Annotated in this window: 25 protein-coding genes; 16 read left to right on the top strand and 9 right to left on the bottom strand. The window is 63.9% G+C overall.

Annotated features, from left to right (window positions below):
• Positions 1-27: 27 nt before the first annotated feature.
• A complete protein-coding gene (locus tag Q8O96_RS17590) occupies positions 28-2,892 on the bottom strand; it encodes an EAL domain-containing protein (protein WP_115581252.1) in 2,865 nt (954 codons plus the stop codon).
• A gap of 246 nt (positions 2,893-3,138) precedes the next feature.
• Here Q8O96_RS17590 and uvrD point away from each other — a divergent pair, with 246 nt between their 5' ends.
• The 4 genes from uvrD (at position 3,139) to Q8O96_RS17610 (ending at position 7,465) form a co-directional block, all read left to right on the top strand.
• Positions 3,139-5,322 carry a DNA helicase II gene (gene uvrD / locus Q8O96_RS17595; protein ID WP_011064327.1) on the top strand — a complete coding sequence of 728 codons (2,184 nt, stop codon included), beginning with the start codon at positions 3,139-3,141 and terminating at the stop codon, positions 5,320-5,322.
• Between the two features lie 101 nt (positions 5,323-5,423).
• Positions 5,424-5,864: an EamA family transporter gene (locus tag Q8O96_RS17600; RefSeq protein ID WP_060841802.1), complete on the top strand. Its 441-nt coding sequence runs from the start codon at positions 5,424-5,426 to the stop codon at positions 5,862-5,864.
• Between the two features lie 181 nt (positions 5,865-6,045).
• A complete protein-coding gene (locus Q8O96_RS17605) occupies positions 6,046-6,921 on the top strand; it encodes a Tim44 domain-containing protein (protein ID WP_102862371.1) in 876 nt (291 codons plus the stop codon).
• Positions 6,922-7,057: 136 nt separating this feature from the next.
• Positions 7,058-7,465, top strand: coding sequence for an SMI1/KNR4 family protein (locus Q8O96_RS17610; protein WP_102862372.1), 408 nt, complete (start codon positions 7,058-7,060; stop codon positions 7,463-7,465).
• A 51-nt stretch (positions 7,466-7,516) separates the two neighbouring features.
• Here the strand turns inward: Q8O96_RS17610 and Q8O96_RS17615 are convergent, their stop codons facing one another.
• Positions 7,517-9,280, bottom strand: a complete 1,764-nt coding sequence (locus Q8O96_RS17615; protein WP_305949157.1) for a cation:proton antiporter — start codon at positions 9,278-9,280, stop codon at positions 7,517-7,519.
• A gap of 287 nt (positions 9,281-9,567) precedes the next feature.
• Here Q8O96_RS17615 and Q8O96_RS17620 point away from each other — a divergent pair, with 287 nt between their 5' ends.
• Both Q8O96_RS17620 and Q8O96_RS17625 read left to right on the top strand, forming a co-directional pair.
• Entirely contained in the window at positions 9,568-10,053 is a 486-nt protein-coding gene (locus Q8O96_RS17620) for an acyl-CoA thioesterase (protein WP_102862374.1), read from the top strand.
• Positions 10,054-10,314: 261 nt separating this feature from the next.
• Entirely contained in the window at positions 10,315-11,709 is a 1,395-nt protein-coding gene (locus Q8O96_RS17625; protein ID WP_305949158.1) for an APC family permease, read from the top strand.
• Between the two features lie 21 nt (positions 11,710-11,730).
• Here Q8O96_RS17625 and pdxY read toward each other — a convergent pair whose 3' ends face one another.
• Positions 11,731-12,603: a pyridoxal kinase PdxY gene (pdxY, locus tag Q8O96_RS17630; protein ID WP_102862376.1), complete on the bottom strand. Its 873-nt coding sequence runs from the start codon at positions 12,601-12,603 to the stop codon at positions 11,731-11,733.
• Between the two features lie 117 nt (positions 12,604-12,720).
• On the opposite strand from pdxY, the gene Q8O96_RS17635 reads away from it, so the two are divergent.
• Positions 12,721-13,113 carry a DUF3301 domain-containing protein gene (locus tag Q8O96_RS17635; RefSeq protein ID WP_102862377.1) on the top strand — a complete coding sequence of 131 codons (393 nt, stop codon included), beginning with the start codon at positions 12,721-12,723 and terminating at the stop codon, positions 13,111-13,113.
• Positions 13,114-13,134: 21 nt separating this feature from the next.
• On the opposite strand, the gene Q8O96_RS17640 is transcribed toward Q8O96_RS17635, so the two are convergent.
• The 4 genes from Q8O96_RS17640 to dksA form a co-directional block, all read right to left on the bottom strand.
• The gene (locus tag Q8O96_RS17640; protein WP_305949159.1) at positions 13,135-14,097 is read right to left on the bottom strand and encodes a GTP-binding protein; all 963 of its coding nucleotides are present in this window, start codon (positions 14,095-14,097) and stop codon (positions 13,135-13,137) included.
• Positions 14,098-14,265: 168 nt separating this feature from the next.
• Entirely contained in the window at positions 14,266-14,973 is a 708-nt protein-coding gene (locus tag Q8O96_RS17645) for a DUF1826 domain-containing protein (protein WP_305949160.1), read from the bottom strand.
• Positions 14,973-16,181: a zinc metallochaperone GTPase ZigA gene (gene zigA, locus Q8O96_RS17650; protein WP_102862380.1), complete on the bottom strand. Its 1,209-nt coding sequence runs from the start codon at positions 16,179-16,181 to the stop codon at positions 14,973-14,975. Before zigA ends, Q8O96_RS17645 begins: the two co-directional genes overlap by 1 nt.
• Before the next feature lie 29 nt (positions 16,182-16,210).
• Positions 16,211-16,615, bottom strand: a complete 405-nt coding sequence (dksA, locus tag Q8O96_RS17655; protein WP_102862381.1) for an RNA polymerase-binding protein DksA — start codon at positions 16,613-16,615, stop codon at positions 16,211-16,213.
• 122 nt (positions 16,616-16,737) lie between these two features.
• On the opposite strand from dksA, the gene Q8O96_RS17660 reads away from it, so the two are divergent.
• The gene (locus tag Q8O96_RS17660) at positions 16,738-17,115 is read left to right on the top strand and encodes a glutamine synthetase (RefSeq protein WP_102881365.1); all 378 of its coding nucleotides are present in this window, start codon (positions 16,738-16,740) and stop codon (positions 17,113-17,115) included.
• A gap of 108 nt (positions 17,116-17,223) precedes the next feature.
• Here the strand turns inward: Q8O96_RS17660 and Q8O96_RS17665 are convergent, their stop codons facing one another.
• Positions 17,224-18,447 carry an N-acetylmuramoyl-L-alanine amidase gene (locus tag Q8O96_RS17665; protein ID WP_115581256.1) on the bottom strand — a complete coding sequence of 408 codons (1,224 nt, stop codon included), beginning with the start codon at positions 18,445-18,447 and terminating at the stop codon, positions 17,224-17,226.
• A 130-nt stretch (positions 18,448-18,577) separates the two neighbouring features.
• Between Q8O96_RS17665 and folE2 the strand changes: the two genes are divergently transcribed.
• From folE2 to thrS, 8 genes are read left to right on the top strand one after another with little or no spacing between them, the layout of a single operon-like run.
• Positions 18,578-19,471: a GTP cyclohydrolase FolE2 gene (gene folE2 / locus Q8O96_RS17670; protein WP_102862384.1), complete on the top strand. Its 894-nt coding sequence runs from the start codon at positions 18,578-18,580 to the stop codon at positions 19,469-19,471.
• Positions 19,471-20,139 (top strand): metal ABC transporter ATP-binding protein, encoded by a 669-nt coding sequence (locus Q8O96_RS17675; RefSeq protein ID WP_305949161.1) that lies wholly within the window; start codon positions 19,471-19,473, stop codon positions 20,137-20,139. The genes folE2 and Q8O96_RS17675 overlap by 1 nt, the downstream gene beginning before the upstream one ends.
• Entirely contained in the window at positions 20,139-21,005 is an 867-nt protein-coding gene (locus Q8O96_RS17680) for a metal ABC transporter permease (protein ID WP_305949162.1), read from the top strand. The genes Q8O96_RS17675 and Q8O96_RS17680 overlap by 1 nt, the downstream gene beginning before the upstream one ends.
• Before the next feature lie 11 nt (positions 21,006-21,016).
• Positions 21,017-21,901 carry a metal ABC transporter substrate-binding protein gene (locus tag Q8O96_RS17685; protein WP_250329696.1) on the top strand — a complete coding sequence of 295 codons (885 nt, stop codon included), beginning with the start codon at positions 21,017-21,019 and terminating at the stop codon, positions 21,899-21,901.
• Positions 21,898-22,341 carry a phosphoribosyl-AMP cyclohydrolase gene (hisI, locus tag Q8O96_RS17690; RefSeq protein WP_102862388.1) on the top strand — a complete coding sequence of 148 codons (444 nt, stop codon included), beginning with the start codon at positions 21,898-21,900 and terminating at the stop codon, positions 22,339-22,341. Before Q8O96_RS17685 ends, hisI begins: the two co-directional genes overlap by 4 nt.
• Positions 22,331-22,891 (top strand): carbonate dehydratase, encoded by a 561-nt coding sequence (locus Q8O96_RS17695; RefSeq protein WP_102862389.1) that lies wholly within the window; start codon positions 22,331-22,333, stop codon positions 22,889-22,891. The genes hisI and Q8O96_RS17695 overlap by 11 nt, the downstream gene beginning before the upstream one ends.
• 2 nt (positions 22,892-22,893) lie before the next feature.
• The gene (locus Q8O96_RS17700) at positions 22,894-24,228 is read left to right on the top strand and encodes a dihydroorotase (protein WP_102862390.1); all 1,335 of its coding nucleotides are present in this window, start codon (positions 22,894-22,896) and stop codon (positions 24,226-24,228) included.
• Positions 24,229-24,258: 30 nt separating this feature from the next.
• Complete coding sequence (gene thrS, locus Q8O96_RS17705) at positions 24,259-26,148, top strand: threonine--tRNA ligase (RefSeq protein ID WP_250329694.1); 1,890 nt, start codon at positions 24,259-24,261, stop codon at positions 26,146-26,148.
• A gap of 94 nt (positions 26,149-26,242) precedes the next feature.
• Here thrS and Q8O96_RS17710 read toward each other — a convergent pair whose 3' ends face one another.
• Positions 26,243-26,767, bottom strand: coding sequence for a DUF3617 domain-containing protein (locus Q8O96_RS17710; RefSeq protein WP_305949163.1), 525 nt, complete (start codon positions 26,765-26,767; stop codon positions 26,243-26,245).
• Positions 26,768-26,801 lie beyond the last annotated feature (34 nt).

Here is a 26,801-nt window from a genome sequence, read left to right on the forward strand (position 1 = left end):
AGCCGTTGTGGCTGGCGTCGCCGCCCACTAGCGAGACTGGGCCTGCAACAGCTGCGCGAGCGCTTCGGCATTCACCGGACGACTGATCAGGTAGCCCTGCACTTCATCGCAGTGTTCGGCCCGCAGGAAGGTCAACTGCGCCGGGTCCTCGACCCCCTCGGCCACCACTTTCAGCGACAGCCCGTGCGCCATGGCAATGATTGCCCGGGTAATCGCCGCATCCTCGCCACCTTCGGCAAGGCCACGGATAAAGGCCTGGTCGATCTTCACGTAGTCCACCGGAATGCGCTTGAGGTAGCTCAGGGACGAGTAACCCGTGCCGAAGTCATCGATGGCCAGCTTCACTCCCAGATCACGCAGTTGCTGGAAGGTCGCGATGATGTGCTCGACGCTGTCCAGGAGCTGGCTTTCAGTCAGTTCCAGCTCGAGGAAATGCGGCTCCAGGCCGGTTTCTTCCAATACCTGGCGCACCAGGCTCACCAGCTTGCCTTGGCGCAGTTGATACACCGACAGGTTGACCGACACCCGAATCGGCTCCAGCCCCTGGCGCTGCCAGTCGCAGGCTTGGCGGCAGGCCTGACGCAACACAAACTCGCCGATGGGCCCGATCAGCCCGGTCTCTTCCGCCAGGCCGATGAAGTCCCCCGGCGGCACCCGGCCCATGGTCGGGTGATCCCAGCGCACCAGGGCTTCGGCAGCATTCAGCCGGCCCGTGGCCAGGCACAGCTTGGGTTGGTAGAACACCATCAACTGGCCTTCTTCGATGGCCTTGCGCAGCTGGTTCTCCAGTTGCAGACGCTCCAGAGTGCTGGCCTGCAGGCTCTCGGTGTAGAACTGGAAGTTGTTGCCGCCCAGATGCTTGGCGTGGGCCATGGCCATGTTCGCCTGACTGACCAAAGCCGCAATCTCCCGGGCGCTGTCCGGCAGCATGCTGATGCCCATGGAGGCACTGACCACCAATTCATGGCCATCGACGGTGATCGGCAGGCGCAGCTTGCTCAGCAGCCGGGTCGCCACCCGCGTCAGGCTCGACAGGCTGCCGTAGGCGTCGAACAACACAGCGAACTCATCCCCGGACAGCCGGGCGATGGTGTCGGCCTCCGGCAGGGCATTGACCAGTCGTCTGGACATCTTCTGCAGCAACTGGTCGGCCACTTCATGGCCGAGGCTGTCGTTGAGCAACTTGAAGCGATCCAGATTGATGTGCAGCAAGGCCAGGCTGCGGCCGCCCTGGCGTACCCGTTGGTGGGCCTCGCCCAGGCGCTCGCGAAACAGGGAACGGTTGGCCAGCCCGGTGAGTTCATCGTAGTGAGTGAGGTAGCGCATGCGCTCCTCGGACTCGCGCCGAGCCGAGAGATCGGCGAAGAAGCCCACGATGTGGCGGATTTTCCCTCGTTTATCCCGTACGACATTCAATTGCAGCCATTGCGGATAGAGCTCGCCGTTCTTGCGGGTCTCCACCAGCTCGCCCTGCCAACTGCCGTGTTGCTCCAGGGCCTGATGAATCAACGGGTAATGCCGGCGGGCATCGCGGCTACAGGACAGTTCCACCACATTGCGCCCGAGCATGTCCTCGATCTGATAGCCCGTGACCTGGCTGAAGGCCTGATTGGCAGCGATCAGGGCGTACTCGGGGTCGAGGATGACGATGCCTTCACTGGCCGCCTCGAACACTGTCGCCGCCAGATTGCGCTGCACCTCCACTTCCTTGTCGGCGCTGATATCCCGCCGCGTGCCCACCATGCGCAACACCCTTCCACCAGGACTGCGCTCCACCGCCCTGCCCCGGTCCTCGATCCACACCCAATGGCCATCGCCATGACGCACCCGGTACTCCACCTGGTAATCCTCGCTGCGGCCCTTGAGATGCTCCACCAGGGCACGTTTGAGCAGCGGCAAATCCTCGGGGTGCAGGCGCGGCTTGAGATGGCTGAGCATCGCGGTGACGTCTTCGGGTTCCAGGCCAAACAGTTCCTTGATCTGGGTGTGATGGATTTCGTCGGTCTGCAGGTTCCAGTCCCAAAGTCCCAGCTCGCTGGCATTCAGGGCCAGGGCCAGGCGCGCCTCGCTCTTGCTCAGGGCCTGGTTGGCCTGGTCCAGTTCCAGGCTGCGCTGGGCCACCCGCTGCTCCAGTCCCGCCTGGGCTTCACGCAATTGTTCTTCGGCCCGTCGGCGCTGTTCGATCTCACGGGCCAGCTCGCGGTTGAGCTGGCTGCCGCGGCTCTGGGCATCCTGCAGATGCTCGATCAGCGCCTGATTCTGAAAGCGCCGCAACAGGCCTCGCTGAATCAGGCGGTTGACCTGCCAGGCCACCACGCTCAGGGATACCAGGAGAATCAGCCCAAGCCAGCCCCAGCCGCGCTGCTGATCGTCTCCGCCCCAGAACAGATAGGCGATGGCCGGCAACAGGCAGGGCAATGTGAAGGAGAGAAAGGCCTGCAGGCTGACCGCGTAGGCCACGCTGGCGGAAAGAATCGCCGCGCCGATCAGGCCGAAAACCCAGGCCTGCTGCAAAAAGCTGTCGGTGGGCACCAGGGCGATGCCGGCGCAGGCCAGGGTCAGGCCACTGACCGCCGACCCCAGAAGAAACATGCGCTGCCAGATGGGCTGCGCCTGGCGACTGGGAATCGCCGAGTCGAACGCCGCCACCTGGATCACCCGCAAGGCCACCAGGGCCAGCAGCCAGACCATCCACACGCTGAGCAACAGATAGCGCGCCGGACTCCAGAGCAACCAGGTGCACACCAGACCGTTGAGCAGCATGAAAAGGGTCGGCAGCAGCGAGCCCTGATACAGCAGGCGCGTACGCTCCACTGCCATCTCGACGGCGTAATGCTGGCGGATGCCCCCCGGCGCCATGAAGGGCCCGGACGGGTCGGGGTTAAGTGTCATAGGCAGTATTCTTATAATGTAGAGCCCGAAACGTCGGCGGAGCATACACAAGCACAAGCTCGAGCCAAACTGCTCTGGATCATAAAATCGATAAAACAAATCCCGCCGTAATCCGCCGTGCAAGTGCGCGCGCGCGAGACACCAATGGCTGCGGCCTGTGACCAACCGGTCGTCCCCGGCCGTTGTTTTATCGGCTAATGCAATGCCGGGTTTGCCCGGGGTGACGCGGCCCCCTAGAATGCCCCGATGCGCGATGATCTCTCCCTCCTGTTGAACTCCCTCAACGATGCCCAACGCCAGGCCGTAGCTGCCTCCGTGGGTCGTCAGTTGGTCCTGGCCGGTGCTGGCTCCGGCAAAACCCGAGTGCTGGTGCACCGTATCGCCTGGTTGATCCAGGTCGAGAACGCCTCGCCCCACTCGATCCTGTCGGTGACCTTCACCAACAAGGCCGCCGCCGAGATGCGCCACCGCATCGAGCAATTGCTGGGCATCAACCCGGCAGGCATGTGGGTCGGCACCTTCCACGGCCTGGCGCACCGCCTGCTGCGAGCCCACTGGCAGGAAGCCGGCCTGAGCCAGACCTTCCAGATTCTCGACAGCGACGACCAGCAACGCCTGGTCAAGCGGGTGATCCGCGAGCTGGGCCTGGATGAGCAGCGCTGGCCGGCCCGTCAGGCCCAGTGGTTCATCAACGGACAGAAAGACGAAGGCCTGCGCCCGCAACACATCCAGGCCAGCGGCGATCTTTTCCTGGCCACCATGCGCGGCATCTATGAGGCCTATGAGGCCGCCTGCCAGCGCGCCGGAGTTATCGATTTCTCCGAACTGCTGCTGCGCGCCCTGGACTTGTGGCGCGACCACCCGGGCCTGCTGGCGCACTACCAGAAGCGCTTCCGCCATGTGCTGGTGGACGAGTTCCAAGACACCAACGCCGTGCAATACGCCTGGCTGCGGCTGCTGGCCCAGGGGGGCGACAGCCTGATGGTGGTGGGCGACGACGACCAGTCGATCTACGGCTGGCGTGGAGCGAAGATCGAGAACATCCATCAGTATTCCGCCGACTTCCCGGACACCGAAGTGATCCGCCTGGAGCAGAACTACCGCTCCACCGCCGGCATCCTCAAGGCCGCCAACGCCCTGATCGCCAACAACACCGGACGCCTGGGCAAGGAACTGTGGACCGACGGCGGCGACGGCGAAGCCATCAACCTGTACGCCGCCTTCAACGAGCACGATGAAGCCCGCTATGTCGTGGAAACCATCGAGAGCGCGCTGAAAACCGGCCTGGCCCGCAGCGACATCGCCATTCTCTACCGCTCCAACGCCCAGTCCCGGGTGCTGGAAGAAGCCCTGCTGCGCGAGCGCATTCCGTACCGCATCTATGGCGGTCAGCGCTTCTTCGAACGGGCCGAGATCAAGAACGCCATGGCTTACCTGCGCTTGCTGGAAGGCCGGGGCAACGACGCAGCCCTGGAACGGGTGATCAACGTTCCAGCCCGGGGCATCGGCGAAAAGACCGTCGAAGCCATCCGCGAACACGCGCGCCACAGCGATGTGTCGATGTGGGAAGCCATGCGCCAGCTGGTGGCCAATAAAGGCCTCACCGGTCGTGCGGCCGGCGCCCTCGGCGCCTTCATCGAGCTGATCGAGAACCTGGCGGCCAAGACCCTGGAAATGCCCCTGCACCTGATGACCCAGACGGTGATCGAGCAGTCAGGGCTGATCGCCTACCACGAAGCGGAAAAAGGCGAGAAAGGCCAGGCCCGGGTGGAAAACCTTGAGGAACTGGTGAGCGCCGCGCGCAACTTCGAGAACACCGAAGAAGACGAGGACCTGACGCCGCTGGCGGCCTTCCTCGGCCACGCGTCCCTGGAAGCCGGCGATACCCAGGCCGACGAGCACGAAGACAGCGTGCAACTGATGACCCTGCACAGCGCCAAGGGCCTGGAGTTCCCCTACGTGTTCCTGGTGGGCATGGAAGAAGGCCTGTTCCCGCACAAGATGAGCCTGGAAGAACCCGGCCGCCTTGAGGAAGAACGCCGTCTGGCCTACGTCGGCATCACCCGGGCGATGCAGAACCTGGTGATGACCTATGCGGAAACCCGTCGCCTGTACGGCAGCGAAACCTACAACAAGGTGTCGCGCTTCGTCCGCGAAGTGCCCAAGGGGCTGATTCAGGAAGTGCGCCTGTCCAACAGCGTCAGCCGGCCTTTCGGCGGTGGCCAGTCGCAGAGCACCAGCAGCCTGTTCGGCGGCAGCGAGATTCCGGACACCGGCTTGAGCCTGGGCCAGGCGGTGCGGCACTCGGTGTTCGGCGACGGGGTGATCCTCAACTTCGAAGGCGCCGGTGCCCAGGCCCGGGTCCAGGTCAACTTCAGCGAAGGCAGCAAATGGCTGATGCTCGGCTACGCCAAGCTGGAAGCCATCTAACCCGACCCTAGGCGCCGGCTTGCCGGTGAAGCTCACTGGCGCACCACCTCTTCGCCAGCAAGCCGGCTCCGCCAGGTCAGTGCAGAAAAGGCAGCGCGAACATGGGTTCAGGCTTTTTTTCCTCGTGGACATTCTGGGCGCTGCTCTCGGCAACTTTCGCCGCTTTGACGGCGATCTTCGCCAAAGTCGGGATAGAAAACGTCAATTCAGACTTCGCCACCCTGCTGCGCACCGTGGTGGTCCTGGTCAGCCTGGCCTTGATTTTGTACGCAACGGGCCAATATCAGTCCCTGGGATCGATTTCCACCAGGAGCTATCTGTTCCTGCTGCTGTCGGGACTGGCCACCGGGGCCTCCTGGCTGTGCTACTTCCGCGCCCTGAAACTCGGCCCGGCCTCTCTGGTGGCGCCGGTGGACAAGCTCAGCGTGGTGTTGGTCGCAGTCATCGGCGTGGCCCTGCTGGGCGAGAAACTCGATCTGCGCCAGTGGGGCGGAATCGGCCTGATCACCGCCGGCGTCGTGCTCCTGGCACTGCGTCGCTGAACGGCGACGCAATTGAACCAAAGCCGCGTCCTTGAGGACAAAAAACCTATCGGCGAGCATGCCGGCGAACGGAGCTGAACCGAGCCTGTCAGGCAAAAGCCCGAAACATTATGCCGCTCGCTACTGACACTTCACCTGTGCAATATGGCGCGCGTGCCATCCACAAATGGGAACCCCCTTTATGAAACGTTTTCTTAGCATCGCCATGGCGCTGTGCATCGGCCTGACGATGAGCCTCGACGCCAACGCCAAGCGCTTCGGCGGCGGCAAAAGCGCCGGCGCTGCCCCGACCCACCAGACTCGCCAGGCGGCGCCAACCACTCCGGGCGCGCCTGCCGCTGCCGCCACCGCTGGCGCAGCCGGAGCCGCAGGTGCCGCGGCCAAGGCCGGTGGTGCTTCGCGCTGGCTCGGCCCTCTGGCCGGCATCGCAGCCGGTGGCCTGCTGGCCTCCATGTTCATGGGTGACGGCTTCCAGGGCATGCAGATCTTCGACATCCTGATCATGGCGGTCATCGCCTTTGTGATCTTCCGCTTTATCGCCGCTCGCCGTCGCAAGCAGCAGGAGCAGTTCGCTCCAGCGGGTCACGCACCGATGCAGCGTGAAGCGTTCGAGCCTCAGCAACCGGCTGGCGGTTCGATCTTCGGTGGCTCGGCAGCCCCTGCCGCGCGTCCGGTGATCAACGCTCCGGCCTGGTTCAACGAAGAGCGCTTCATTGAAGCGGCGCGCAATCACTTCCAGTCCCTGCAGCAACACTGGGACGCCAACGAAATGGACAAGATTGCCGAGTTCGTTACCCCGCAGATGCTGCAGTTCCTGAAACAGGAACGTGCCGATCTGGGCGACGGCTTCCAGTCCACCTACATCGACAACCTGCAAGTGCAGCTGGAAGGCGTGGATGACCGTGCCGACAAGACCATCGCCACCCTGACCTTCAGCGGTGTATCGAAGACCTCGCGCTTCGACCAGGGCGAAGTGTTCAGCGAAAGCTGGAACATGGAACGCGCCCAGGGCGACAACCAGCCATGGCTGGTGGCAGGTATCCGCCAGAACGGCTGATTCATTCTGCTGTCACAGCTGTAAGGCAAAACCCCGACTCAGGTCGGGGTTTTGCATTTCACGATTGCACTTATAGCGAGCTACTGTATAAACCGCCGTCAAACAACCGCGCCATAGAGCAAAGAGGACCCAGGCCGTGGAAGAAGTCATCGAACAACTCCGAGAAGCCAACGAACCGGTACCCGTCCCCCTGGAACTGCCGGACGAAGACCAACTGGTGGAAATTGAAGAACAGCTGTTCATCAATATCCCGTTCGTCTTCAAAGAGTTCCTGTTGACGGTCAGCGACGTGGTTTACGGCAGCCTGGAACCGGTCACCGTCACCGACCCGCAATCCCACACCTACCTGCCGGAAGTGGCCGCGACCGCCTGGGACCTGGGCGTGCCTCGTGAGCTGATCCCGATCTGCCAGGACGGCGACGACTACTACTGCGTCGAAGAAGACGGCACCGTGGTGCTGTGGTCCGGCGAAGAAGAGCTGATCACCGAAGAGTCCTGGGAATCGGTGTGGCACTGGGCGCGGGACGTTTGGCTGGAAAGCTGAGCCCCCGCCGTTGCAACCGGCTCGCCAGCGCCCTGCTGGCGAGCGGCAAGGTCAATGTCCGCCGTTGTCCTTGCTGTGATCGAGGGTTTCGATCAGCGCCACCTGCATCCGCGTGTGCACGCGGATGAACCAGCGCCACAACACCGCGGCCACCACCGCCGCCACCACGGCAATCAGTACCAGCAACTCCAGGGTCGGCAGGATGCTCGACGACAGCGCCGCCAACAGCAGAAAGATCACCAGTAGCGACAGGATCGGAATCACCTCGGCGATCACCCGACGCACTCGCTGGGTATGACGCCCGGCCACTTCCGCCTTGACCCCCATCTCCGCCAGCAGCATCGACAGCGCCTTGAGCTTGCGGTAGGCGGCAATCAGGAATGGCAGGGACAGCAGCAACGCTGCGCCCCAGATCAGCGCCTTCTGCCAGCTAGGATCACTGACCCATTCCTCCAGATAAGTGCCGATGCGCTTGGCGAAATAGCCGCCGGAAAAGAAGATCGCCACCACCAGCGCCAGATTCACCCCCACTTGCAGCAGGATCTTGCGGATCATCGACGCCAGCAATGCGCCCTCCCCCTGAGGCTGGATACTGCGCAACCACTCCCCATACATGCCCAGCACCCGGCTCAGGCGTTGAGGCAGGACTCCAGCCAGCTTGTGCGACAAAGGATCGGCCGCGCGAATCAGATAAGGCGTGAGCAAGGTGGTGATCGCCGACACGGCAACCGCGACCGGATAGAGAAAATCGCTGGTGACCTGCAGGGTCATGCCCAGGGCGGCGATGATGAACGAAAATTCGCCAATCTGTGACAGGCCCATCCCGACTCGCAACGAGGTCCGTCCATCGTTACCCGCGATAAAGGCGCCCATGCCGCAGGACAGCATCTTGCCCAGCACCACTGCCACGCTGATCACGGCGATGGGCCAGGCGTATTGCAGAAGGATCTGCGGGTCGATCATCAGACCGATGGCGACAAAGAAGATGGCACTGAACAGGTCACGAACCGGCTCGATCAGCCGTTCGATCTTCAGCAACTGACGGGACTCGGCCATGATCGCGCCGATCAGGAAGGCGCCCAGGACCATGCTGTACTCCAGCTTCACCACCAGCAGGCAGAAGCCGAAGCACAGCCCCAGCACCGTGATCAGCAGCATCTCGTTGCTGTCGAACCTGGCCACGTAGGCCAAGAGGCGCGGCACCAGCAGAATGCCGATCACCAGCGCCACGATCATGAACAGCGAAAGCTTGCCGACGGTGGAGAACACATCGCCGGAACTCACGGTGCCACTGACCGCAATACTCGACAGCAAGGCGATGATGCCGATGCCGAGAATGTCTTCGACGATCAATACACCGAAGATCAGCTGGGCGAAGCGCTCGTTCTTCATCTTCAGGTCGTTGAGCGCCTTGACGATGATGGTGGTGGAGGAAATGGCCAGGATCGCTCCGAGGAACAGCGAATCCATGGTGCTCCAATCGAACCAGCGACCGATCTCGTAGCCGATCCAGATCATCAGGACGATTTCCAGGAACGCCGTGATAAACGCCGTGGCGCCCACCTTGAACAGCTTGCGCAGGCTGAATTCCAGCCCCAGGCAGAACATCAGGAAAATCACCCCAAGCTCGGCCAGGGTCTTGATGGTCTGTTCGTCGTGGATCAGGCCGAACGGCGGAGTGTGGGGACCGATGATGAAGCCAGCGACGATGTAGCCCAGCACCACCGGTTGCTTGAATCGATGAAAGAGAATGGTCACTACACCTGCGACCAGCATGATCACGGCCAAGTCCTGAATGAAGCTGATGGCATGCATGGACGGGGTTCTCCTTGAACGCTGGGCGGCGCAGATCGCCTAAAAAGAAAAATCTGATCAGTACAAAGAAATATCCAAAATATGAGCGGAAAAAGCCCTGGAACGGGTGTTTTTCAGGTTAACACCGGGACTTATGGCAGAAAGGCGATGCAATATTAGGAAACAGATCCACCGGAGCGTGACGGCACGACGCGGCCCGGCGTCCCGTTATCGATGGTTTGAAAATCCTTGAAACCAGCACCCGCAGAGGTGCTCCAGCAACCCCTGCCTTGAACCGTGAGTGTGCTATGGAACCCGGAAACGCCCAGCTGTCGATGACGGTATTGATGACCCCTGACATGGCCAATTTCTCTGGCAATGTCCACGGCGGCACCCTGCTCAAGTACCTCGACGAAGTCGCCTATGCCTGCGCCAGCCGTTATGCCGGCCGCTACGTAGTGACCTTGTCGGTGGACCAGGTGATCTTCCGCGAGCCGGTGCATGTCGGCGAACTGGTGACTTTCCTGGCCTCGGTCAACTACACCGGCAACACCTCCATGGAGGTGGGTATCAAGGTGGTGACCGAGAACATCCGCGAGCGCTCGGTGCGCCACACCAACAGCTGCTTCTTCACCATGGTGGCGGTGGACGACCAACGCAAACCGGCCCAGGTGCCACCGCTGCAGCCCGAGACCGCCGACGGCAAGCGCCGCTATATCCAGGCCCAGCAGCGTCGGCAGATCCGCCAGGAGCTGGAAAAGCGCTACCAGGAAATCAAGGCCGACGGCCCTTGATCCTCAGACAGATACGCTGATTCAGCAGGACCACGGACGGTCCCCTCGCCACGCCCCTGCAAAGCCTTGCGCACTCGCCCCCTCTCCCTCCGCTGCTCCAGGCAGTCTTCTGCGGTCATCCCGAATGGCCACATCCATCCCTTTTTGACCACATAGAGAGTTATGCCCCAGGGGCACCGCTGCCAGAATCGTTGGGCAAGGCACAAGCGCACTCCCCGTTTGGGGAGCCTTCGAACCCACGAACGCGTGAGAACAATAACAATGCCCAGCGCCAATACTCTCTCCGACAATCCCACCCTCGCCCCCAGCGATTTCACCCACAGTGCCCAGGGCACCTCCCTGCGCCGCATCCTCGGGCTGCCGGCCCTGGTGTTCTTCGGCCTGGTGTACATGGTCCCGCTGACCGTCTTCACCACCTACGGCGTGGTCACCCAGATCACCGGCGGGCGTACCGCCGCCGCGTACGTGATCACCCTGTTGGCCATGCTCTTCACCGCCCTGTCCTACAGCGTCATGGTCAGGAAGTACCCAATTGCCGGCTCGGCCTATTCCTACGCCAGCCTCAGTTTCGGACCGGGCATCGGCTTTCTTGCCGGCTGGTCACTGCTGCTGGATTACCTGTTTCTACCAATGATCAACTACCTGGTGATCGGCCTGTTTCTCAACCTGGCCTTTCCCGCCGTGCCAGCCTGGGTCTTTGTGGTGGCGACCATCAGCCTGGTGACGCTGCTGAACATTCGCGGCATCGGTTCGGTATCGAGCATGAGCAACCTGATCGTCTGCGCGCAGATGGTGTTCGTGGTGGTGTTCGTGGCCCTGGTGATTCGCCAGTTGGCCGGGGCCGAGAGCCTGGACCTGAGCGCGCCCTGGGTCGGCGACGGCAGCCAGAGCGGACTGTTGCCATTAATGGCCGGAGCGGCGGTGCTGTGCCTGTCGTTCCTCGGCTTTGACGCGGTATCGACCCTGGCCGAGGAAACCCGCGACCCACGCCGGGACATTCCCCGGGCCATTGTCATCACCACCCTGGGCGCGGGCCTGCTGTTCATCCTGTTGGCCATGACCAGCCAGCTGGCCTTCCCCGGCAGCAGCTTCAAGGACGCCGATTCGGCAGCCAGCGAGGTGATGCTGCACGCCGGCGGACGTTTCCTGGAGATGTTCTTCACTGCCACCTATGTCGCTGGCGCTGCCGGTTCGGCCCTGGCGTCACAGGCCTCGGTGTCGCGCATCCTGTTCAGCATGGGCCGCGACGGCATCTTGCCACGACGGGTGTTCGGCACCCTGTCCGAGCGCTACAAGACCCCGGTGATCGCCATTGTCCTGGTGTCGCTGGTGTCCTTGCTGGCAGTAGTCATCGACCTCACCACCCTGGCGTCGATGATCAGCTTCGGCGCGCTGGTGGCGTTCTCGGTGGTCAACCTGGCGGTGATCAAGAGTCACCTGGGACAGGGGCACCCGCGCACGGGGGCGCGACTGCTGCAGTACGGCCTGCTGCCGTTGATCGGCTTCGGCCTGATCGTCTGGCTGTGGACCAGCCTCTCGGCCCTGACCCTGGGGATTGGCCTGGCCTGGTTCGCCTTGGGCCTGGCGTACCTGGGCGTACACACCCGGGGCTTCCGTCAGCCGGCGCCGACGGTGCAATTCTCCGAGCAGGCCTGAGTCACTGAACGCCGGTCGCCATCAGAAGCCGATCGGCGTGGCCTCGAACCGCACCCGCGGATGGGCAATGCGATCCTGGGCCCGCACCAGCTCCAGCTCGTAGCTGGCGCAGGCCTGGGTTTCCAGCAGCACTTCATGCACCGCCGCGGCGGTGAATTCGAACGCCGCTACCAGGCTGTCACCCAACAGCACCCGGGCCAGGAACAGACCCGACGTCAGGTCGCCCACTCCCACCGGTTGGCGCGGGAACGCCAGCAGCGGACGCCGCAGGTGCCAGCTGCCCTCGGCGGTCACCAGCAGCATCTCGAAGCCTTCCGCCAACTTGCCCGGGTAGTCCAGGTGCTTGACCAGCACCGCCTTGGGGCCCTTCTCCAGCAGCGAGCGGGCCATGCCCAGGCAATCGAACAACGATTGCGGCTTGCGCCCGCAGAAGCTGTCCAGTTCCAGCTGGTTGGGGCAGAGAAAATCCGCCATGGCCACCGCTTCATCCAGCAGAAAGTCGCTGACTTCCGCCGGCACGCTGCAGCCCTTCTCCGGATGGCCCATCACCGGGTCGCACAGGTACAAGGCCTTGGGGTTGGTCGCCTTGATCCGCGCCACGCCACTGAGAATCGCCCGGCCCTGGGCCGCGCTGCCCAGGTAACCGGAGAGAATCGCATCGCAGTTGCCCAACTCGCCGATGGCGGCGATACCTTCCACCAGCTCGGGAATCTGCTGGGGCGCCAACACTTCTCCGGCCCAGTGACCATACTGAGTGTGGTTGGAGAACTGTACGGTATTCAGGGGCCAGACATTCACCCCGACCCGCTGCATGGGAAACACCGCAGCACTGTTACCGGCGTGGCCGAAAACCACATGGGACTGGATCGCAAGCAGGTGGGGCGTACGTTTCATGCAGGATTTTCCATAAAACCGGTGGAATTCAAGCCGCGCAGTATGCGACTAAACGCAGCCTGTACGACAGACCGGAGACGCAGTTAAGCTGACGCCACTTCGTTGGAGCAAACCTTCATGCTGACCCTTGGAAACATTTTTGTGCTGATGCTGCTGGCGACCGGCGCCGCCTGGCTATGGCACAACCACGGCCTGCGGGAACGGGCGCTGGCGCGGGTCAAGCAGCACTGTGCACGGCTCGACATCGAGCTGCTGGACGGCAACGTCGCACTCAAGCGCATCGGTTTGGTCAAGGACGCCAACGGTCGTCGGCGCCTGGCGCGAATCTACAACTTCGAATTCACCGTGACTGGCGAAACCCGCCACGCCGGAACCATCACTCAGTTCGGAGCCCACAGCGCGCACATCGAGCTGGCACCCTATCCATTCGAAGTGAAAGAGCCGTTGCCCAGCGCCGAGGTGATCGAGCTGAGTCAGTGGCGCGAAGAGCATCGCAAGTTCAAGCCGTGAGAGGCGCAGGCAAGCCTGCGCCTACAGGCGGCAAGCGCTGAGGCTGGCTTGCAGGGCGGCCATGTCCTGAGGGGCACTGAAAATCAACTCCAGGCGCGAATCCCGTCGCCATTCGCTGGGCAGCCAGTTCAGCGGTGAATTATCCAAGCCATTGCCCGAGCGCCAGCCCTCATCGCTGTGGATCACCAGTTTGGCCCGACGCCAGTCGAGGTTCTGCAGCCAGTGATCGACCCGGATCAGGTCGAACTGCTGGCTCGGGTGCCAGCGCCAGCCGATGCTCCAGCCCTCCTCCTGAGACTGACTGAGGCAGATCGGCAACGCCGGATCGCTCCACACCGCCGGTAACTGTGCCAGGCCCTGGGGAACATCCAGGTGCTCCAGCGTCGCCCCGGCGCTGACCTCCAGGCCCGGTAGCTCGGCCAGGGGCAAGGCGGCGTGGCGCGTCCAGAACAAGGGCAGGTCCGGCAACTGCTCCAGCACCCGCAGCCGATCGCTGTCGCTGAGCAGTTCGTCCTTGTTCAACACCAACAAGCCGGCGCTGGACAGGGCGTCCTGCTGGGCCTGGGGCAGCGGCTTGCCGGCCGCCAGGGCCTGGGCGTCGAGCACCAGCACACAGGGCTGCAACGCCAGCACCCCTTGCCAGGGCGCGACGCTCAGTTGCTTGAGCAATTGCGCCGGGTGACCGAGGCCGGAAGGCTCGATGAACAGACGATCCGGCTTGGCCTTGCGCAGCAGGCGCCCCAAGCCCACCTGAAACGGTGCGCCGTTGACGCAGCACAGACAGCCGCCGGCCACTTCGCCGAGGGCGATGCCATCGTCATCCCGAGTCAGCAAGGCCGCATCCAGGCCGATCTGGCCGAACTCGTTGATCAGCACCGCCCAGCGCTCCTCGGCCGGACGCTGGCTCAGCAGGTGACGGATCAGGCTGGTCTTGCCGGCCCCCAGAGGGCCGGCGATCACATGGGTGGGAATGTTCTGGAGCATGGCAAGGGGGTCCGGAAAGCCTGTGAGGTGATGCTACGCCCTTCCCGTGCAGGGCGAAAATCCGCGCGCTCAAGAACGACGCCGCAGCAGACGCCGCTCTTGAGCGCACTGAAGGTCCTGCGGACCTTGGCGCAGCCTCGCAGGCTCGGCAGCGGCTACACGCCTGGCTCAACCCAGCCAATCAAGGGTAAGGATCAGCCGGCGCTCCCCCGACGCCAGTTGCGGCGAGCGGTGGATCAGGCCGAAACCTTCGTTGCCGTGCCACTTCTCGCCCTTGAACAGCGCCACTTCACCGCTGCCGATCTGCTGGATCAGCGCCGGGTCTCGGGGTTCAGCACTGGCCTGTCCCAGTTGTCGACGGTCCATCGCCCCCTCGTGCAACCACTGGCTGCCAATCCCGGCATAGGTGGTGATCAGGCGCACGGGCACATGGTCGACGTGAAAGCGCGGGCACATGGCCTTGTCCAGCACCCGCAAGCGCAAGCCCACGCGCTTGGCGCCCAACAGGCAGGCAAAGGCGCTGACCAGCCAGGAAACGTCGGCGATAAAGCCGTCATAACCGTGCAAGTCGCTGAAGCGCGAGGCCAGGCCCCGCAGGTTCGGTGGGCAATCCTCATCCGGCAGTTCCAGGGACAGGGACTCGGCCAAGGGCTCGTTGAGGGACAACAGCAACGGGCCGAAGTCCTCGATGTGCGCCGGCAACTGGCGCTGCCAGAGGCCGAGGTTGACCTCGTCGTCCAGCACCTCGGCCAGGACCGCCGGGGTCGGGCCAATGGCCGCGCGCCGGGAAACCAGCGGCACCGCACAAGGCAGCAGCAAGCTCCTGGCCGCCAATGGAATGCTCAGTGGAGTCACCGGAGAACTCAGGGTCAGCATCAGGCCGCCTCCTCTTCATGCCAGGCACCGAAAGGGTCGGTCATCAGGCTCCAGCCCTCGACACCCAGGGCCATTTCATCGTCATCCAGCAGGCACAGGTCGAGCTCGGCACAGAGCCGGGTGAAGTCGATGTTCTGGCCGATGAACACCAGCTCCTGGCGACAGTCGCCCGTAGCCGGGGTCCAGTTGTGCAGGATCGCCGCCATGCTTTCCTCGTCCTGGGGCCATTGCTGCTTGGGCACGAAGCGCCACCAGCGCCCGGCAAAACCGTGGCGCATCAAGCCACCGGCCTGGGACCAGCTGCCCGCTTCCTGGTACTTGCTGGCCAGCCAGAAGAAGCCTTTGGAGCGCAGCAGCTTGCCGTTGACCCAGGGCCGGTTGATGAAGTTGAAGAAGCGCTGCGGATGAAAGGGGCGCCGCGCCCGATAGGCGGTTGAAGCAATTCCGTACTCCTGGGTTTCCGGTACGTGCTCGCCGCGCAACTCCTGCAGCCAGCCCGGCGCCTGGGCCGCGCGTTCAAAGTCGAAGCGCCCGGTATTGAGGATCTTGGCCAAGGGCACCTGGCCCATGACCATGGGGATGATCTCTGCCTGGGCGTTGAGCCGCGCCAGGATCGCCATCAGCTCCTGGCGCTCGGCGCTGCTGATCAGGTCGATCTTGCTGACCAGGATCACATCGGCAAACTCCACCTGCTCGATCAGCAGGTCGGTGATCGAACGCTCGTCTTCCTCGCCCAGGGTTTCACCGCGACTGGCGAGGCTTTCCGCCGCCTGGTAATCCAGCAGGAAGTTCATGCCATCGACCACAGTCACCATGGTGTCGAGGCGGGCGATGTCCGCCAGGCTCTGCCCGGCCTCATCGCGAAAGGTGAAGGTTTCTGCCACCGGCAGCGGCTCGGAGATCCCGGTGGACTCGATCAGCAGGTAGTCGAAGCGCCCGTCGCGGGCCAGCTTGCCCACTTCTTCCAGCAGGTCTTCGCGCAGGGTGCAGCAGATGCAGCCGTTGCTCATCTCCACCAGCTTCTCTTCAGCGCGGTTGAGGCTGACATCGCGCTGCACCTCGCTGCCGTCGATGTTGATTTCGCTCATGTCGTTGACGATCACCGCTACCCGCAGGTTGTCGCGGTTGCGCAGGACGTGATTGAGCAGGGTGCTTTTGCCCGCGCCAAGAAAGCCGGACAGCACGGTAACGGGAAGACGCTCGGTCATGGGGGTTCCTCATCAGGTTCGCGGCTGGGTCAAAGCGCCCGTTGGTGGCGTTCGCGCAGCTCTTGGCGTTCTTTGGCTTCGATACACAAGGTGGCGGTGGGCCGCAGCAGCAGGCGCTGCAGGCCGATGGGCTCGCCGGTGTCGCGGCACCAGCCGTACTCGCCGCGGGCCAGGCGCTCAAGGGCCTCGTCGATCTTGTCCAGGAGCTTCTTTTCCCGCTCCAGCAGGCGCAGTTGCCATTGCCGCTGCTCTTCGGCGCTGCCGATATCGGCGGGGTCGCTGTGGGGTTCCTGCTCGCGCAGTTGGTCGAACTCAGCGGCAATGCGCTCCTGCAATTCGCTGCGCTGGGCCAGCAGCAGATCGCGGAAGAAGCCCTGCTGGGCGTCGTTCATGTAATGCGCCGAGGGTTCGGCGAGGAGCTCTTGTTCAGTCATGGCGGGGGTCACGGGTCAGGCTTTATTTTATGTTATATTATAACAATGCAGATTAGCCAATACTCCCTTGCCGACCACGACGAAGGGCGCAATGCTGCGCCCCTGTCGCCACGAGAACTGCCATGCGCCTTGTCCTGCCCACCCTGCTTTCAAGCCTGATGCTGCTGGCCGGCCACGCCACAGCCGCCGTGCCCAGTACCTTGGCCACCTGCACCCGCAGCGCCACCCTGCTGGCCTGCGTCGATCCCTTGGGCAACGCCTACAGCGTCGCCACGGCGGGCAGCACCACTTACTTGCGCGGGTTCGAGGTGATCGGCAAACGCTACTGGGCGCAGACCAACAGTCGCTACGGGCAACTGACCTTCTTCACCGGCCTGGCCTCCGATGGTGAAGCCTGGGTGGGCTACAGCCAACGCGTGGGCTGGACCACCCGCAATCGCTTCTCCAGTTCTGGCGGCAGCAGCGCCAAGTTCACCTGCAGCCGCATCAGCGGTTGCTAGCCGCCCCCACAGCGCGCCAGGTGCAGGCGCTGGTGACTGTAGGAGCTGGCTTGCCAGCGAACGCGACCGTCAGGGCGACGCACAATCCAACGGCCTCTTAGCCGGCTCCTACACGGTGCGGCTGTTCTTTGTTTCCTGGAGCCAGGCCAGATAGCTGTTGGCCGGCGGGTTCTTTTCGAAGTAGCGCTGCAAACCCTGGAACAGGCCGTCGGCAATCGCCTGCTGATGCCGCGTGGTGACCAGTTGCTGGCTGTCGCGGCGATTGGAGATGAAGCCGGTTTCCACCAGGATCGATGGCACGTCCGGCGACTTGAGCACCGCGAAGCCGGCCTGTTCCACGCGCTTCTGGTGCAGGGTGGTAATCCCCGACAGGCTGTCCAGCACCGTGCCCCCTAGCTGCAGGCTGGCGGCAATAGTGGCGTTCATCGACATGTCGAGAATCACCCCTGCCAGCATCGGGTCCTTGTCCTTGAGATTGAGCAGGCTGCTGGCCCCCAGCAAGTCGGCATCGTTTTCCCGCTGGGCCATGAAGCGCGCAGTGGCCGAAGTCGCCCCGCCTTCGGACAAGGCATACACCGAGGCACCGGAGGCGCTAAGGCGCGGCGCCGCATCGGCGTGCACCGAGATGAACATGTCGGCCTTGTGCTTGCGGGCGATCTCCACCCGCTTGCGCAACGGCACGAAGAAGTCGTCGTTGCGCACCAGCTTCACGGCAAAGCCCTTCTCGCGCTTGAGCCGCTTGGCCAGCAACCGGGCGATGGACAGCACCACATCCTTCTCTCGCTCACCCTTGGCCCCCACGGCGCCGGGGTCCTTGCCACCGTGGCCAGGGTCCACCACCACGATGATGTCGCGCTTGGGATGAGGCTTGCCCGGCGACGCCTCGGGCTGGGCCAGGGGCGCAGCGGCCGCGGCGATCTGCAACGGCACCTTGCCGGCCGCAGACAGGTCCAGCACCAGTCGGTGGCCCTGCCCATCCTGGGGCGGCAGGAGAAAACTGTTGAGCTGCACCGGCTCATTCAGGTCGAGGACGATCCGTGTATCGCCCTGGCCAAAATGCCCGGAGCGGATCGCGCGGATCACCGTACGGGCCAGGGGCAACTGACTGAAATCGCCACTCAGGCGAGCGCCGTTCAAATCAATGATCAAGCGCTCCGGTGCGCTCAGAGTGAAGGTCTTGTACTGCACCGGGCCACTCAGATCGAGCACCAGCCGCAGCTTGTCGGCGTCTTTCCACAGCCGCGCATTACGGATCTGCGCGGCAGAAACAGCCCAGGGCAACATCAGGGCCGTGCCGGCCAACAGCAGGTTGAGCAATTGACGTCTGTGCATGACAAATACCGCAGATGAGGGAGCGTCCGTACTCACAAGAACAGGCCAGAGAACCGCCGAGGAAAAATGTTTCATCGGATGTATTGTTATAATATAACATGCAGAAATATTCCTAACGACGGACCTGTTCATGAACGCGCTGACTCTGCCGGATATCGCCGCGCAGGCCTCACGCCAAGCCTTGCCCCTGGAATGGGTGGGCATGTGCGGCATTGCCTTACCTGTACTGATGGACAGCCAACGGATCGCTGCCAAAGCGGACGCCGGAGTCAGCCTCGACGACGGCGAGGCGCGAGGCATTCATATGTCGCGGCTGTACCTGGCCCTGGAAATGCTCGAACAGGACAACCTCACGCCTGCTCTGCTGCGCCAAGTGCTACAGCGCTTTCTCGACAGTCACGAAGGCCTGGCCAACAGCGCCTACCTGCGCCTGCACTTCGATCTGCTGCTCAAACGCCCGGCCTTGGTCAGCCCTTTGGCCGGTTGGAAGAGCTATCCGTTGAGCATCGAAGCACGGCTGAAAAACGCGATGTTCCACGTGGAACTAAAAATCGTCGTGCCTTATTCCTCCACCTGTCCTTGCTCGGCCGCCCTGTCCCGTCAGTTGATCCAACAGCAATTCGTCGACGATTTCGCCAACCGGCCATTGCAGCACGCCGAGATCCTGGCCTGGCTGGGCTCGACCCAAGGCATAGTCGCCACGCCCCATAGCCAACGCAGCAACGCCGAACTGCATCTGCGCCTGGACGACTTCCTCGACGAACTGCCGTTGATTGCACTGATCAACGACGCGGAAAACGCCCTGGGCACCGCCGTGCAAACGGCGGTCAAACGCGCCGATGAACAGGCCTTCGCCCTGGCCAACGGACAAAACCTGATGTTCTGCGAAGACGCCGCCCGCCGGTTGAATCTGGCCCTGCGCCGCTCCCCCGGGGTCAACGCCTTCCAACTGCGGGTCGTGCATGCGGAAAGCCTGCACGCCCACGACGCCGTGGCACAAAGCCGCTGGAACTGGGAGGCCTGATGATCCGCTGCCGAGGTTTGCGCTGGGGCGCGCCGGGCCAACCCCTGACTCCAGCCCTGGACCTGCACCTGCCCAGCGGCAGCCTGAGCGCCATCATCGGCGCCAACGGTTCGGGCAAGAGCAGCCTGCTGAAAGTCCTGGCTGGGCTGCAAAAGCCCTTGGCCGGCAAGGTCGATCTGGCGGCGCCCAAACGGGGCGGCTTTTCGTTTCTGCCGCAACAGCAACACCTCGATCGCCAGTTCCCCATCAGCCTCGAAGCGCTGGTGGCCGCAGGCTTCTGGGGCAAGCGTGAACCCGCCAGGGCCAGGGCAGAAAAACTGCAGGCGGTACTCGAAGACTGGCATTTGAGTGGTCTGGAAAATCGCCCGTTGATGGCCCTTTCCGGTGGGGAATTACAGCGCGCGCTGCTGGCCAGACTGAGCCTGACCGAAGCGCCTCTGCTGCTCCTGGACGAACCCCACGCCGCCCTCGACGAAGCGGGCCAGACCCTGCTCTGGCAACACCTGCACAGCTGGCACGCCCAGGGCCGGACGCTGGTGGTGGTTTGTCATGGCCTGGCCGCCGTGCGCCAGCACATCCCTCAGACCTTGTGGGTCAAAAGCAGCGGCTGTGTCTTGGGCCCGAGCCAAGAACTGATTGCCCCGCCCTTCCAGACGCAGGTGGCGTGATGCAGTTCGCCGCACAGTTCTGGCAACCCTTCAGCGAATTCGTGTTCATGCGCCGGGCCTTGCTCGGCGGCCTGGTCCTGGCCTCCAGCACCGCCCCTCTGGGCGTCTTCCTGATCCTGCGGCGCATGAGCCTGATCGGCGATGCGGTGGCCCACGGCATCCTCCCTGGCGCCGCCCTGGGCTTCTGGTTCGCCGGTCTCAGCTTGCCGGCCCTGACCTTCGGCGGCCTGGGCGCCGGCTTGGGCATGGCCGGCCTCGCGGCCTGGATCACCCGCCGCACCGGCCTGCGGGAAGACGCCAGCATCGCGGCTATCTATCCCATCTCCCTGGCCAGCGGCGTACTGATCCTCGGGTTGGCGGGCAAACGCCTGGACCTGTTGCACCTGCTGTTCGGCTCGGCCCTGGCGGTGGACGGCCCGACCCTCAACGGCATGCTCCTGGTCTCGGCCGTCAGCCTGATGGCCATGGCCCTGATCTACAAACCCCTGCTGCTGGATACCCTCGACCCACTGTTCCTGCACAGCGTCAGTCGCCTGGGTCCCCTGGCTCACGGCCTGTTCCTGACCCTGGTGGTGCTCAATCTGGTGATCGGTTTCCAGGCCATCGGCGCCCTGATGGTGGTGGGGCTGATGATGCTGCCGGCCGCCGCCTCGCGCTTCTGGAGCCGGCGGCTGCCGCTGTTGATGGGCATCGCCGCGCTGCTGGGTTGTCTCTCGGTGTGGCTCGGCCTGTTGCTGTCATTCCATTACTCGCTGCCCAGCGGACCGGCCATCGTGCTGGTGGCGGGCAGCCTGTACCTGCTGTCCGTGGTGTTCGGTCCGGTACACGGCCTGTTGCACCGCCCGCCGTTGCTCACATCCCCATGAGGTGTTTCCCGATGCGCGCTCTACTCGTGCTGTTCAGCCTGCTGCTGCCACTGTCGTGGTCCACCGCCCAGGCCGCGGACAAGCTGGCCGTAGTCACCAGCTTCAGCATCCTCGCCGACATCACCCGCCAGGTCGGCGGCGAGCATGTACAGATCACCAACCTGGTAGGCGCCGATGAAGACGCCCACACCTACGAACCCACGCCGGACGATGCCAAGGCCCTGCTCAAAGCCCGGCTGATCATCAAGAACGGCCTGGGCTTCGAACCCTGGCTGGATCGCCTGGTGGCCAGCTCGGCTACCAAGACTGCGGTGATCACCGCCAGTCGCGGGGTGATTCCACGGACCCTGGACGAGGACGGCGAACAGGTGCCCGACCCGCACGCCTGGCACAACCTGGCCAACAGCGAACTCTATGTGAACACCATCACCCAGGCACTGATCGCCGCCGACCCGGCCCACCAGGCCGACTATCAGCGCAACAGCCAGGCCTACCTGCAACAGATCTACCGCCTGCTGGCCGAGGCCAAGACCAAACTCGGCGCCCTGCCCCCGGGCAACCGCAAGATCGTCACCTCCCACGACGCCTTCGGCTATCTGGGCCAGGCCTACGGTATCGACTTCATGGCGCCCCAGGGTCTGTCCACCGAACGCGAACCCTCGGCCGCCGAAGTCGCGGCGCTGATCACCCAGATCCGCAACGCCAAGGTCAAGGCGGTGTTCATGGAGAACATCAAGGACGCCCGCCTGCTCAAGCAGATCGCCGACGAAAGCGGCGCCCATATCGGCGGCACCCTGTACTCCGACGCCCTCTCCGCCAGCGGCCCGGCCAGCACCTTCATCGGGCTGTTCGAATACAACCTCAACACCCTGTACGACGCCCTGAGCCGACCATGATCCAACGCCCGCCGCTGACACTGCTGGACCTGGAAAGCGCTGCCCAGGGCAGTCGTTGGCCGCTGACCGCGGTGCTCGATGCCCTGCCCTGGAACAGCGACGGACTGATCGCCGCCATCGCCCAGCAACACGACAGCGGCGAGGTGCTGATGCTGGCCTGGATGAACCGCCGGGCCCTGGCCGAAACCCTGGCCAGCGGCCAGGTCTGCTACTGGTCGCGCTCGCGCCAGTGCCTGTGGCGCAAGGGCGAAAGCTCGGGCCACCGCCAGCGCCTGATCGAAGCGCGCCTGGACTGCGATGGCGACGCCGTGTTGCTGCAAGTGGAGCAACAAGGCCCCGCCTGCCACACCGGCCGCCCCAACTGTTTCTACAACGCCATTCGCGATGGCGCGGTGGAAGTCATCAGTTCCCCCTTGAAGGACTCGCGCCATGATTCGTAAAAACCCTTCCGGCGATCTGCCGGTGATCGCTGAATCCGCCTACGTGGACAAGACCGCCATCATCTGCGGCAAGGTGGTGATCGGTGACAACGTGTTCGTCGGCCCCTACGCGGTGATCCGCGCCGATGAGGTCGACGCCAGCGGCCAGATGGAAGCCATCACCATCGGCGCCAATTCGAACATCCAGGACGGCGTGGTGATCCACTCCAAATCCGGCGCCGCCGTCACCATCGGCCAGCACACCTCCATCGCCCACCGCTCCATCGTCCACGGCCCCTGCGTGGTCGGCGACCGGGTGTTCATCGGTTTCAACAGCGTGCTGTTCAACTGCGTGGTGGGCGACGGCAGCGTGGTCCGCCACAACTCGGTGGTGGACGGTCGCGACCTGCCCCCAGGCTTCTACGTGCCCTCCACCACCCGCATCGGCCCCAAGACCGACCTGGCGCAGTTCCCTCCGGTGAGCATCAGCGCCTCGGAGTTTTCCGAGGACGTGGCCCGTACCAACGTCGATCTGGTCCGCGGCTACAAGGCCCTGCAGAACGAGTTTTGAGCATGAGCCGAATCCTTATCCGCAATGCCCGCCTGGTGAACGAAGGACGGGAGTTCGACGCCGACCTGCTGGTCAATCATGGACGCATCGAGACCATCGGCAGCCTCGACCACCTCAGCGCCGAACTGGAAATCGACGCCCAGGGCCAATGGCTGCTGCCAGGGATGATCGACGACCAGGTGCACTTTCGCGATCCCGGCGCCCCGGAAAAAGGCAGCATCCATAGCGAGTCGCGCGCCGCAGTGGCCGGTGGCATCACCAGCTTCATGGACATGCCCAACACCTCGCCGGCGACCTTGACCCTGGCCGCCCTGGCCGACAAGAAACGCCGCGCAGCGGTCGCTTCAGTGGCCAACTACGGCTTTCACTTCGGCGTCAGCAACGACAACCTCGACACCGTCGCCGCCCTCGATCCCACCGAGGTCGCCGGGGTCAAGGTGTTCATGGGCGCCTCCACCGGCAACATGCTGGTGGACGATCCGCACGTGCTGGACCGGCTGTTTCGCCAGGTACCGACCCTCCTCCTGGCGCACTGCGAACACACCCCGAGCATCCAGCTCAAGCAACAACGCTGGCAGCAACTCTATGGCGATCAGATTCCCGCTGCCGCTCACCCGCGCATTCGCGACGCCGAGGCCTGCTACCGCTCCTCGTCCCTGGCGGTGGAACTGGCGAAAAAACACGGCACCCGCCTGCACGTCCTGCACTTGACCTGCGCCCGGGAACTGGCCCTGTTCGAGGACCGGCCCCTGGCCGAAAAGCGCATCACCGCCGAAGTCTGCCTGCACCACCTGCTGTTCGATGACCGCGACTACTCGCGTCTTGGCCACCTGATCAAATGCAACCCGGCGATCAAGACCCAGGCCGATCGCGACGCCTTGCGTCAGGCCCTCAACAGCCACCGCCTGGACATCATCGGCAGTGACCACGCGCCCCACACCTGGGAGCAGAAACAGCAGCCCTACACCCGTGCGCCCGCCGGACTGCCTCTGGTGCAGCACGCCTTGCCGGCCTTGCTGGAACTGGTGGCGGACCAGGTCCTGCCCCTGACCACCCTGGTGGCCAAGACCAGCCACCGGGTAGCCGACCTGTTCGCCATCCCCGACCGTGGCTACCTGCGCGAAGGCTACTGGGCCGACTTGGTGCTGATCCGCGCCGAGCCCGAGGGCCTGGCTGTGGACCGCCAGCCAATTCTTGCCCAATGCGGCTGGACGCCGTTTGCCGGCCAACGCTTTCGCCATAGCGTCGCCACCACCCTGGTCTCGGGTCAGCTCGCCTGGCACCAGGGGCGTCTGTATGACCACTGTCAGGGCCTGCCCCTGCGCTTCATCCGCTAATCCCCCAAGCCTGACCAAGGACCACCGAAGATGATCCGCATCACCCTGCCTGATGGCGCGTGCCGTGAGTACGACCAGCCGTTGTCCGTGTTCGAAGTGGCCGCCAGCATTGGCAGCGGCCTGGCCAAAGCCGCCGTGGCCGGACGGGTCGATGGCCGGCTGGTGGACTGTGACTACCTGTTGGACACCGACACCCGCCTGAGCATCGTCACCGCGACCGATGCCGATGGCCTGGAAGTCCTGCGTCACTCCTGCGCCCACCTGCTGGCCATGGCGGTGAAGCAGCTGTATCCCTCGGCCCAGGTCACCATCGGCCCGGTGATCGAGGACGGCTTCTTCTACGACTTCGCCTATGAGCGCCCTTTCACCCCCGAGGATCTGGAACTGATCGAGGCGCGCATGCACAGCCTTGCCGCCACCAACCACACCTTGCGCCGCCGCGAGCTGTCCCGGGAGCAGGCGCTGCAACACTTCGCCGACCAGGGCGAGCACTACAAGGTCGAGCTGATCCGCGACCTGCCCCCGGAGGCCGTACTGTCGCTGTACCGCCAGGGCAATTTCGAAGACCTGTGCCGCGGCCCCCACGTGCGTACCACCGGCCAGTTGCGGGCCTTCAAGCTGACCAAGGTGGCCGGCGCCTATTGGCGCGGCGATGCCAGCAACGCGCCGTTGCAACGGATCTACGGCACCTGCTGGGCCACCCGCCAGGATCTGGACGCCTATCTGCTGCGTCAGGAACAGGCCGCCAAGCGCGACCACCGCAAGCTGGGCCAGCAACTGGACCTGTTCCACTTCGACGATTGCGCGCCGGGCTCAGTGTTCTGGCACGCCAAGGGCTGGACCCTGTTCAAGCTGTTGATCGGCTACATGCGCCAGCGCCAGGAACAGGCCGGCTACCAGGAAGTGAACACCCCGGACGTGATGGACCGCAGCCTCTGGGAAACCTCCGGGCACTGGCAGAACTACCGCGACCACATGTTCACCACCAGCACCGAGGACCAGCGCACCTTCGCCCTCAAGCCCATGAACTGCCCCGGCGCGGTGGCGATCTTCGGCCACGGCTTGAAGAGCTACCGCGACCTGCCCCTGCGCATCGCCGAATTCGGCAAGGTCCATCGCTATGAACCTTCAGGGGCACTGCACGGCTTGCTGCGGGTCCGCCACTTCACCCAGGACGACGCCCACATCTTCTGCACCCCGGAACAGATGCAGGACGAATGCGCCCGCACCATCGCCCTGGTGTTCGACATCTATAAGGAGTTCGGCTTTGACGACGTGGCGGTGAAGCTCTCTACGCGCCCGGCCAACCGCATCGGCAGCGACGAGGTCTGGGATCAGCTGGAAAGCGCCCTGGTCGGCGCCCTGCAAAGCATGCAGATCGACTATCGGCTCAACCCGGGAGAAGGCGCCTTCTACGGCCCGAAACTGGAATTCGTGCTGCGCGACGCCATCGGCCGCGACTGGCAGTGCGGCACCCTGCAAGTGGATCTCAACCTCCCCGAGCGCTTCGCCATCAGCTACATCGCCGACAACGGCGAACGCCGGCAACCGGTGATGCTGCACCGCGCGCTGTTCGGCTCCCTGGAACGTTTCATCGGCATTCTCATCGAGCACTATGGCGGCGCCCTGCCCTTGTGGCTGGCGCCGCAGCAGGTGGTGGTGCTCAACATCAGCGAAGCTCAGGCGGACTATGCCTGGGAAATCAGCGAACGCCTGCGCCGAGAGGGGCTGCGGTCCAGTGCCGACCTGCGCAACGAAAAGATCGGCTACAAGATCCGTGAGCACAGCCTGCAGAAAGTGCCCTACCTGCTGGTGATCGGGGACAAGGAGAAAGCCGGAGGCTACGTCAGCCTGCGCAGCAGAGATGGCGAGGATCTGGGACAACTGACGCTGGAACAGGTAGTGGAACGGATGGGCTAGCCGGTGCCCGGGCCTGTCGGCGAAGGCCCTGGTCCAGGTGCCTGGAGGGCCGCTTCGCCGACAAGCGCAGCGGCCGTCGCTGCTACAGGGTCGGTCAGGAGGCGCGGGGTTTGACCGTGCCGCAGTCCTGGCCCAGCCATACGGCACGGGTGTCCATGCTGCCCTTTTGCTGCAGGCCGGTGGCATTGAAGGTGCCGATCACGTTGGTGGTGAACTCGCGATCACTGATGAACTTGGCCACCCCGTTGCCCTGAGCCTTGGGACAACTGAAGCGAAACTTCCATTGATTGCCATTGCGCTCGGTGACCTGCTGCTGGCAACCCGATTGCGGGTCCTGCAGCGGAATGGTGTCGGATTTCACCTGGTCCGGCGTCAAGCACACCCGAATACCCTTGCCGCCCATGGTCACGCCCTGTTTCTCCAGCATCGCCCGTTGTTCCGGGGTCATCTGTTGCTGCAACTGGCCAAGAATCAGCGACAAGTCCGGCAAGTTCTGGTCATCGACCCTCATGTTGCTGCTGGTCAGCTCCCACAAGCCCGGTTGCAGCATCTGCGCCTGCGCAGCCAGTGGCAGCGCCAATCCCGCCGCCAAGGCCCAACCCAGTAAACGAAGTTTCATCGAATGACTCCTAGACAGTAGTGGCCGTTAGACT

The organism is Pseudomonas sp. LPH60 (assembly GCF_030718165.1).
In the GTDB taxonomy this organism is placed as follows: domain Bacteria; phylum Pseudomonadota; class Gammaproteobacteria; order Pseudomonadales; family Pseudomonadaceae; genus Aquipseudomonas; species Aquipseudomonas danubii.